A 9,452-nucleotide genomic window follows, 5' to 3' on the forward strand; every position below is an offset into this window, starting at 1 on the left:
TTTTAGTGAATAAACCGGAAATCATGGAAGCCCTTTCTTTATATGACTTGAATGCATTGGTGCGGCGCTGCATAGAGCAATGCCTGCCTGATGAGTTCTGGGTGCAGGCAGAGTTGAGCGATGTACGTACCAACAGTACCGGACATTGCTATCTGGAATTTGTGCAGAAGGATTCCCGTACCAACAGTCTGATAGCTAAAGCCAGAGGCACAATCTGGGCAAATGTGTTCCGGCTGTTGCAACCCTATTTTGAGGAAGCCACAGGGCAGGTGTTTGGTTCGGGCATCAAAGTGCTGGTGCAGGTCACTGTCAACTTCCATGAGCTTTATGGCTACAGCCTTACTGTGCAGGATATAGACCCTGCCTATACCTTAGGCGATATGGCGCGCCGCCGCCGGGAAATATTGAAGCAGCTTGAGGAAGAGGGAGTGCTTACCCTGAACAAAGAACTCGATATACCTTGCCTGCCGCAACGCATTGCCGTCATTTCTTCGCCCACAGCAGCCGGTTATGGTGATTTCTGTCATCAGCTGAAAAACAATTCCCGGGGCTTCTTCTTTTATACGGAACTGTTTCCTGCCCTGATGCAGGGTGACCGTGTGGAGGAGTCCGTTCTGTCTGCCCTCGACCGTGTGAATGCCCGCTTGTCCGAGTTCGATGTAGTGGTCATTATCCGTGGTGGAGGCGCTACGTCCGACTTGTCCGGTTTCGATACCTATCTGCTTGCTGCCGCTTGTGCACAGTTTCCGTTGCCCATCCTGACGGGTATCGGCCACGAACGGGACGACACGGTGCTCGATTCTGTGGCGCATACCCGTGTAAAGACCCCTACGGCTGCCGCGGAGTTCTTGATAGACCTCATGAACAATGCCGCCGATGAACTGGAAATGCTTGCTTCCCGCTTGCATGAGGGTGTCAGGAATATGTTACTACAGGAACAGCGTAAGCTCTTTAATTACAAGAACCGCATTCCTTCTGCTGCATACCGTCACATATCCGATGCGAAAATGGCTTTGCTGACTGTGCGGAAAGATGTAGTGCAAGCCGTCACCTCCTCTTTGTCCCGTCAGCGCCATCGTCTGGAATTATTGCAGCAACGCTTGGCAGATGCTTCGCCGGAAAAGCTGCTGGCTCGAGGTTACAGCATTACGTTGAAAGATGGGAAAGTGGTGAAGAATGCGGATGAACTGCAAGCGAATGACGAGATAACAACCTGCCTGCAAAATGGTAAAGTGACCTCAACTGTACATTTTTTGTGACCGGCTACGCGTTTAATGCAGACAAGACTTATGAAGTTTATGCCGGAAGCCCGTTATCTGAGGGAGCTTCTCTTCGTAGTATTTAAAAGTTTTGAAAAAAATGATTATGCTGTATGATAAAGATAAACATTACACTGAGCAATATCATATTCTGAAACTGACGTCCTAGGGAAGTGGAGAGAAAGTATCGCCCAAAGACGGGAATTCTGACAAACGGCGTGAGAAGTACAACGATTAATTAAATTTCAATTATGCCAGCAACAAAGAAAAAAGAAACCTACTCCGAAGCCATGGCGCGTTTGGAGAAAATTGTCAGCCAGATAGACAACAACGAACTGGAGATAGACATGCTTGCCGAAAAGATAAAGGAGGCAAACGGAATTATAGCATTTTGCAGCGATAAATTGACCAAAGCTGACAAGGAAATTGAAAAATTACTGTCGGAGAAGCGAGAATTTGAAGAATAAAAGCTATTTTTGTTGCAAAATGTACGTAATAGAAGTAACTAATACTTTGAGATATGAAAGAACTTGATTGGGCTAATCTGCCGTTCGGATATATGAAGACAGATTACAATGTGAGAATTTATTATCGTAACGAACAATGGGGCGAACTGGAAGTTTGCAGCGAAGAAACCATTCCTATGCACATGGCTGCCACTTGTTTGCACTACGGTCAGGAAGCGTTCGAGGGTTTGAAGGCCTTTCGTGGCAAAGATGGTAAAGTGCGTATCTTCCGTTTGGAAGAGAATGCGGCCCGCCTGCAATCCACTTGCCGCGGCATCTTGATGCCGGAACTTTCTACAGAGCGTTTCAAAGAAGCTATTCTGAAGGTGGTGAAGCTGAACGAACGTTTCATCCCGCCTTATGAATCGGGGGCTTCTCTATATATTCGTCCGTTGCTGGTGGGTACCGGTGCACAAGTAGGCGTACATCCTGCCAATGAATATCTGTTTGTGGTGTTCGTGACTCCGGTAGGTCCTTATTTCAAGGGCGGATTCTCAACCAATCCATATGTCATTATCCGTGAATTCGACCGTGCTGCACCATTGGGTACCGGTATTTATAAGGTAGGTGGTAATTACGCAGCCAGCTTGCGTGCCAACAAAAAAGCGCACGATTTGGGTTATGCCTGCGAGTTCTATCTGGATGCCAAAGAAAAGAAATACATGGACGAATGTGGTGCTGCCAACTTTTTCGGTATCAAGGACAATACGTATATTACTCCGAAATCCACCTCCATCTTGCCCTCCATCACCAACAAGAGCCTGATGCAGCTGGCAGAGGATATGGGTATGAAGGTAGAGCGCCGTCCGGTTCCCGAAGAAGAGTTGCTGACTTTCGAGGAAGCGGGGGCTTGCGGTACGGCTGCCGTTATCAGCCCCATCGAACGCATTGACGATGTGGAGAACGGTAAGTCGTACGTTATTTCCAAGGATGGAAAGCCGGGCCCGGTATGTACGAAACTCTACAATAAGCTGCGTGCTATCCAGTATGGCGACGAACCCGATACTCACGGCTGGGTGACTATCGTTGAATAATTAGAGATTCTCTTGTGTCATCTGTATGCACTTCTGTTTTCGGGACATAGCATAATATATATAGGACCAAGTAATTATGGGAAAAAACAAGTTAGAGAAGTTTGCCGATATGGCGAGTTATCCGCATGTTTTCGAGTATCCGTACTCCGCGGTAGATGATGTGCCGTTTGACATGAAAGGGAACTGGCACAGAGAGTTTTTCAAGAACGACCATCCCATTGTTCTGGAACTGGGCTGTGGTAGGGGAGAATATACTGTCGGATTGGGACGCATGTTTCCCGACAAGAACTTCATCGGAGTGGATATAAAGGGGGCCCGTATGTGGACGGGAGCTACCGAGTCGCTGCAGTCAGGCATGAAGAATGTGGCCTTTCTGCGTACGAATATCGAAATCATCGACCGCTTTTTTGCCTCGGATGAGGTAAGTGAAATCTGGCTTACTTTCTCGGACCCGCAGATGAAGAAGGCTACAAAAAGGCTTACTTCCACATACTTCATGGAGCGCTACCGCAAGTTCCTGAAGAATGACGGCATTGTTCATCTGAAGACGGACAGCAACTTCATGTTTACCTATACCCGGTACATGATTGAAAGAAACGGGCTGCCGGTGGATGTGATGACGGAAGATTTGTACCACTCCGGCATGGCTGACGAGATACTTAGCATCAAGACCTATTACGAACAACAATGGCTGGATCGTGGCTTGAATATCAAGTATGCTAAGTTCCATCTTCCGCAAGCGGGAGAGTTGCAGGAGCCGGATGTGGAGATAGAGCTGGATGAGTATCGCAGTTATAACCGTAGTAAGCGTAGTGGACTACAAACCAGTAAGTGAGCCTTTGACTTTAAATTCTTAATTTTTAATTAGAACAATGACATTATATCCAAAATTGATCCTTGACGCATTGGCGACAGTGCGTTATCCCGGTACCGGAAAGAATCTCGTTGAGGCTGAGATGGTGGCCGATAACATGCGGATTGACGGGATGAAGGTCAGCTTCTCGTTGATATTCGAGAAACCGACCGATCCTTTCATGAAGTCAATGGTGAAGGCTGCCGAGACAGCTATACATACGTATGTCTCTCCCGAGGTGGAGGTTGTGATTACGACTGAAAGCCGTCAGGCGGCACGTCCGGAAGTGGGTAAGCTATTACCCCAGGTGAAGAATGTTATCGGAGTGTCTTCCGGGAAAGGTGGTGTAGGCAAGTCCACGGTTGCTGCCAACCTTGCCGTGTCTTTGGCAAAGTTGGGTTATAAGGTAGGTCTGCTGGATGCTGATATCTTTGGCCCTTCCGTTCCTAAGATGTTCCAAGTGGAAGATGCCCGTCCGGTGGCAGAGAACATTGGTGGACGTGACTTGATTGTTCCGATAGAGAAGTATGGCATCAAGTTGCTTTCCATCGGTTTCTTTGTAGACCCCGACCAGGCCACTTTGTGGCGGGGAGGTATGGCAAGCAATGCCTTGAAGCAGCTGATTGGTGATGCCGATTGGGGAGAACTGGATTATTTCCTTATCGACCTTCCTCCTGGAACGAGCGACATCCATTTGACTGTGGTGCAGACTTTGGCACTGACAGGAGCTATCGTCGTCAGCACGCCGCAGGCTGTGGCGCTGGCAGATGCCCGCAAAGGCATCAATATGTTTACCAATGATAAGGTGAATGTGCCCATTCTCGGTTTGGTGGAGAACATGGCTTGGTTCACGCCTGCCGAATTGCCTGAAAACAAGTATTACATCTTTGGAAAAGAAGGCGCAAAGAGACTGGCTGAGGAAATGAACGTACCCTTGCTGGGGCAGATACCTATTGTACAGAGCATCTGTGAGAGTGGTGATAAAGGTACTCCGGTTGCTTTGGACGAGAATACGGTAACCGGGCGCGCGTTCCTGCAACTGGCTGCTGCCGTAGTACGCCAGGTAGACCGCAGAAATATGGAAATGGCGCCGACACGGATTGTGGAAGTGCATAAATAAACATGGATATTTTCCTTATGAAAAAGGAGCAGTTACCCGGCGACGGGTAACTGCTCCTTTTTCATTTAGACTTGTTTAGAGAGAAAATTAGTTTATTTAGTTGGAGTAACAGTGGCATTCTGGACAGCAGGGCTTTTCTCCGGTTCTTGCAGACGGAACATGATGGGGACTGTATATTTTACGTTTACAGCTTGTCCTCTTTGCATGCCGGGCTTCCACTTGGGCATGATAGTAGTCAGACGGATTGCTTCAGCGTCTAGCAGTGGGTCGGCACCACGGATTACTCTGGGGCAGATGATGTTCCCTTCTTTATCCACTATAAACTGTATGACCACTCTTCCCTGAATCTTAGCTTTTTGTGCGGCTACCGGATATTTGATATTTTTGCCGATGAATTCCATCATTGCGGACATGCCGCCGGGATATTCCGGCATTTTTTCTACGACTTCGAAAACGGTTACTTCCTCCGGGTAGGTTGCCTCTTCGGGAGCATAACCCACTACCACCATTTCATCTATTTTGCTTTCAATGGGAGCATACTTAACCTGTGTATTGTTTTCCGTCAGACGGAACATCACGGGAACTGTATATTTTACCCGCACGGCTTCTCCTTTTTGTGTGCCGGGTTTCCATTTGGGCATGGCACTGATTACGCGTACGGCTTCTTTATTCAATTCCGGGTCAATGCCGCGCAGTATTTTTACATTGGTAATACTGCCATCCTTCTCCACTACAAATTGCACGGTAGCCCGTCCTTGCGTACCTTTCTTCATGGCTGCTTCCGGATATTTGATGTTCTTGCTCAAGTATTCCATTAGTGCAGACATGCCTCCGTCGGGGAATTCGGGCATGTGTTCCACTACCTCAAAAATCGGATTGTCGAGAGTATCCTTATCCACTACCTTTCCTTTGTAAGTCACTGTTTTCGTATCTTGTTCCGGTAGGGGAGCTACTTGAGGGGCTTGAACTTCCGGTACCGCTTGTCCGGTTTTGGCGTCTACAGCCTCTATGACTTCCGCTGCAATCTTCTTTGTGGTACGTGCCACTGCTTCGATATTGCTGACAATCATAAGTAAGGCCGCTAAAGGAAGGAACATCAGATATTTGGTCCTTCCTATTTCTTTTGTTCTCTTTTTGTTCATCATTTTGATGCGTTTTTTTAAAGGTAAAACATTGAAACTGTTATAGATAGTTGCTGCAGCCTTTTGATGTGACAATCCTAGCAGATGGTACTGGTAGGTTTTGGAGTCATAGCCGTTCTCCAATACGCGGGCATCGGCCATATATTCCAGATTGGTGCGGATTTCCCGTTTCATGAGCCAGGCAAAGGGATTGCACCAGCAAAAAATGCACACCAGTTCACTGATGATGACATCAATGGAGTGCCATTGCCGGGCGTGTGTCTGCTCATGGGTCAATATTTCGTTGAATTCCTCTTCCGTATGCGAGGACGGATGGATAAAAATCCAGTGGAAAAAGGAGAAAGGCCCGTCTGCTTTGGGAAGCAGATGTATATTTGTGTTGCCTATTTGTACCTTGCGGCATCGGCATGCCAGGTGGATGATGCCCGCCAGTTGCATGATGAGGCGTATCATCAGCAATGCCACTATTCCCCAATAGGCGATATTGGCATATTCTGAAAGGATGCTTTTCCAGTCGGTAGGAGCCGCTTCGGTGCCTATTGTGAGTTCCGGTAGCACAACGCTGGCATAGAGGTCTGCCATGGCCACCATCGGTTCCTGCTCCGTAATCCACGTTTGTATGTTCAGCAGAGGTACGGCGGCAGAAACGGCAAAGAAGCAGAGCAGTGCGGTTCTGCGCCAGCCGAAAAACGTGTCTTTGTAGAAGAACAGCCGATAGAATGCATAAAACAGTACTATCGCTACATTCACTTTCAGAAAATAGGCTAACATGTTTACTCCTTTCCTTTCTCTATCATGTCTATAATGTCTTTCAGGTCATTGGCCGAAATCTTCTGCTCTTTGGCGAAGAACGAAACCATTTCCTTATAGGAATTCTCAAAGTAGTTGCGCACAAAACCGCTCATAAAGCTACGTTTGTATTCGCTTTCGCGTATGAGCGGAGTGTATTGGTAGGTGTTGCCTACGCGTGCGGCACGGATATACTGCTTGCGCTCCAGATTTTTCACAATAGATGCTACGGTGGTGTAGGGAGGCGCCGGTTTGGGATATTTGGCAACAATGTCTTTTACGAAGCAACTGCCCAGTTCCCAAATGTACAACATTGCTTCTTCTTCTTGTATCGTTAACTTTTCCATGGATAAAGTATTTAAATGAATTCAATGCAAATCTACGAATATTTCGTAAACGTGCAAATGATAATGTGTTAAATGATATGAAAGATTTCATACCTTGACTGGAATGGCTTCTTTCGCCGATTTTCGGTTTTATTGGAAAATCCGTGTCCGCAAGAAGTGTGCAGATTGTGCGCACCGCGCGAACAATACAAGTATAACATAGGTCGGAAACGGCCGATTAGCATCTGATAACCATAATCGGGATGGTTCGTTAAAAATCAGACCTCGTTTTAACACCAATCCCTAGAAACGAGGGCAAAGCGAGAGTAAAACAGTGGTTTTCGGGAAGAAATTATGATAAAATAGTTGACATCATTTAATCGGTTTTCGTGAACCCTTTTTTTTAGAGCAGGCAGGACTTGTGGGCAGAAGCGCGCAGGGAGCCGCGGGACCGGAAGCGTTTTTTCTATGATAAGTTTCTTTATAATAATATATTTCTCTATTTTTGCCTAAAAATCTGTATAGCAACGATAATTTACCATAAAACGATATATGCTTCTTTGGAATAAAATGACTGATATGGATGAATATGCTTTCAAAGGCTTTGTCGAATTATATACCAGTGATTTGCTTTATTATGCACAATATATCGTTCGTTCCAAAGAAGAAGCCGAAGAGATAGTGAGTGATGTTTTTGTTACAGTCTGGCAGAACAGGAATAAGATAAGAGAAATAGAGCACGTAAAAGCCTGGTTGTTGACTATTACCCATAACCAGGCTGTATCTTATCTGCGCAAGAAAAACCATGCCGTCTCCTCCGTCACATGGGAGGAAATGGGCGAAAATGCCATTCCTGCAGACTTGCAGACCCCCGACGAACGGCTCATCAGTCAAGAAGAAATGAGCCGGATAAACCATGCCATCCATACCCTTCCTCCAAGATGCCGGCAGGTCTTCGTGCTGGCCAAGATAGAAAAACTGCTTTATAAAGATATTGCCGGGCTTTTGGGAATATCTGTCAAAACAATTAATATGCACATTGCCAGTGCTTTGGAAAGAATATCCGAGGCCATGGAAAAATAATTTCAAAAAAAAACGCTTTTCATATAGGAGATTTTGAAATGAATTGCGTCATCTTATAAGATATGGAAGATAACAGAAAAGAAAAAAGAGACAAATACGAATTGTGGGCCTCCCTCTTGGAGGGGCAATCCGTCTTTTCCAGCGAGAATCTTTCCCAAGCGGACGAGGAATTGCAGAAATTGAGTTTCTTGTGGAACCAATGCGATCCTCCCCAGACGGATTCCGGAGAAATCTGGGAGAAGACCCTTCGGAAAATAAAGGCGGAAGAAGAGGCGAAGGCAACGGCTTCTGCCAAAAAGAAGTCGGCTCTGATGCTGATTTGCGGTCTGGCGGCTGCATCTGTGGCATTGCTGTTCGGTTTTGTCCGTTTTCTCGACCGGGCAGACAGGGTGGAAGACCAAAAGACCAGGATGGAACAGTTCATGCTGGCCAATGCAGACAAAGAGGAGGTGAAAGAGGTGACATTGGTTGTCTCTGATAAAAAGAAGATAGAGATTGTGAACAATGCCCAAGTGGCCTACACCCCGACCGGGCAAGTGAATGTCAACGCTTCCAAGCTGGAGGAAGCAGTCGCTTCGGAAGGAACCGCAAGTGACGGAGATGCCAAAGATGCCTACAACCAGATGATTGTGCCGAAAGGACGTCGCTCTATGATTGTGCTTGCCGACAACAGCAAGATTTGGGTGAATTCCGGCAGTAAGGTGATTTATCCTCGCACATTCGGAGAAGGGAAGCGTGAGATATTCGTAGAAGGCGAAGTTTATCTGAAGGTGGCGCGTGATGAGGCAAGGCCTTTTGTAGTGAATACTTCTGCGTTCGAGGTCGAGGTGTTGGGGACATCTTTCAATGTCTCTGCGCCCAAGGGCGGTGCTTGGGCTGATGTGGTGCTGGTAGATGGGGCGGTGGATGTAAAAGACCGTCAGGAAAGACATATAAGGATGAAACCTGACGAACGTGTGGAACTGGACGAGTTGGGCATCTCGAAGATAGAAACTGTGAATGCGCGGGATTATATCCATTGGATAGACGGGGTGTGGATGCTGGACGGAAAGCCGCTGAAAGAAGTAGTCCGATATCTGACGGAGTATTACGGGCAGTCTGTCTGCTGCACGTCTGCGGTGGCCGACAAGCCTTTTTATGGAAAACTGTTTCTGAATGAAGAACTGGACGAAGTGCTGGAGGCAATTAGACAGACATTGCCTATGGAGCCGTCTGCCCGAAAGAATGCTGTTTATGTAGAATAAATGAAAATGTAGTGTTAACCTTATTAATTGAATTGTTTGGACACTACTGTCCCATTAAAATCTGAAAAAGTTCTTTGAAATTATTGAAATATAGTT

The 9,452-nt window shown here is 46.7% G+C and carries 9 protein-coding genes; 7 read left to right on the plus strand and 2 right to left on the minus strand.

All coding sequences use genetic code 11. The annotated features are described in order from the left end of the window. The first annotated feature begins 23 nt into the window (after positions 1 to 23). From xseA to E5355_RS10630, 5 genes are all read left to right on the plus strand, one after another. Positions 24 to 1,259 (plus strand): exodeoxyribonuclease VII large subunit, encoded by a 1,236-nt coding sequence (gene xseA, locus E5355_RS10610; protein ID WP_136010356.1) that lies wholly within the window; start codon positions 24 to 26, stop codon positions 1,257 to 1,259. Between the two features lie 251 nt (positions 1,260 to 1,510). Beyond that, positions 1,511 to 1,726, plus strand: coding sequence for an exodeoxyribonuclease VII small subunit (xseB, locus tag E5355_RS10615; protein WP_136010348.1), 216 nt, complete (start codon positions 1,511 to 1,513; stop codon positions 1,724 to 1,726). Positions 1,727 to 1,779: 53 nt separating this feature from the next. Beyond that, the gene (locus tag E5355_RS10620; RefSeq protein ID WP_136010349.1) at positions 1,780 to 2,799 is read left to right on the plus strand and encodes a branched-chain amino acid aminotransferase; all 1,020 of its coding nucleotides are present in this window, start codon (positions 1,780 to 1,782) and stop codon (positions 2,797 to 2,799) included. 76 nt (positions 2,800 to 2,875) lie between these two features. Next, on the plus strand, positions 2,876 to 3,634 hold the full coding sequence (gene trmB, locus E5355_RS10625; RefSeq protein WP_136010350.1) for a tRNA (guanosine(46)-N7)-methyltransferase TrmB: 759 nt from the start codon (positions 2,876 to 2,878) through the stop codon (positions 3,632 to 3,634). A 37-nt stretch (positions 3,635 to 3,671) separates the two neighbouring features. Beyond that, positions 3,672 to 4,772, plus strand: coding sequence for an Mrp/NBP35 family ATP-binding protein (locus tag E5355_RS10630; protein ID WP_136010351.1), 1,101 nt, complete (start codon positions 3,672 to 3,674; stop codon positions 4,770 to 4,772). 92 nt (positions 4,773 to 4,864) lie between these two features. Here the strand turns inward: E5355_RS10630 and E5355_RS10635 are convergent, their stop codons facing one another. Further along, on the minus strand, positions 4,865 to 6,685 hold the full coding sequence (locus E5355_RS10635) for a M56 family metallopeptidase (protein ID WP_005829752.1): 1,821 nt from the start codon (positions 6,683 to 6,685) through the stop codon (positions 4,865 to 4,867). A 2-nt stretch (positions 6,686 to 6,687) separates the two neighbouring features. Beyond that, positions 6,688 to 7,050 carry a BlaI/MecI/CopY family transcriptional regulator gene (locus E5355_RS10640; RefSeq protein ID WP_136010352.1) on the minus strand — a complete coding sequence of 121 codons (363 nt, stop codon included), beginning with the start codon at positions 7,048 to 7,050 and terminating at the stop codon, positions 6,688 to 6,690. A 558-nt stretch (positions 7,051 to 7,608) separates the two neighbouring features. On the opposite strand from E5355_RS10640, the gene E5355_RS10645 reads away from it, so the two are divergent. After that, complete coding sequence (locus E5355_RS10645; protein WP_246866927.1) at positions 7,609 to 8,112, plus strand: RNA polymerase sigma factor; 504 nt, start codon at positions 7,609 to 7,611, stop codon at positions 8,110 to 8,112. A gap of 62 nt (positions 8,113 to 8,174) precedes the next feature. Then, positions 8,175 to 9,356 (plus strand): FecR family protein, encoded by a 1,182-nt coding sequence (locus E5355_RS10650; protein WP_136010354.1) that lies wholly within the window; start codon positions 8,175 to 8,177, stop codon positions 9,354 to 9,356. Positions 9,357 to 9,452: the final 96 nt, after the last annotated feature.

It is taken from the genome of Bacteroides muris (ex Afrizal et al. 2022) (assembly GCF_004793475.1).
Taxonomy (GTDB): domain Bacteria; phylum Bacteroidota; class Bacteroidia; order Bacteroidales; family Bacteroidaceae; genus Bacteroides; species Bacteroides muris.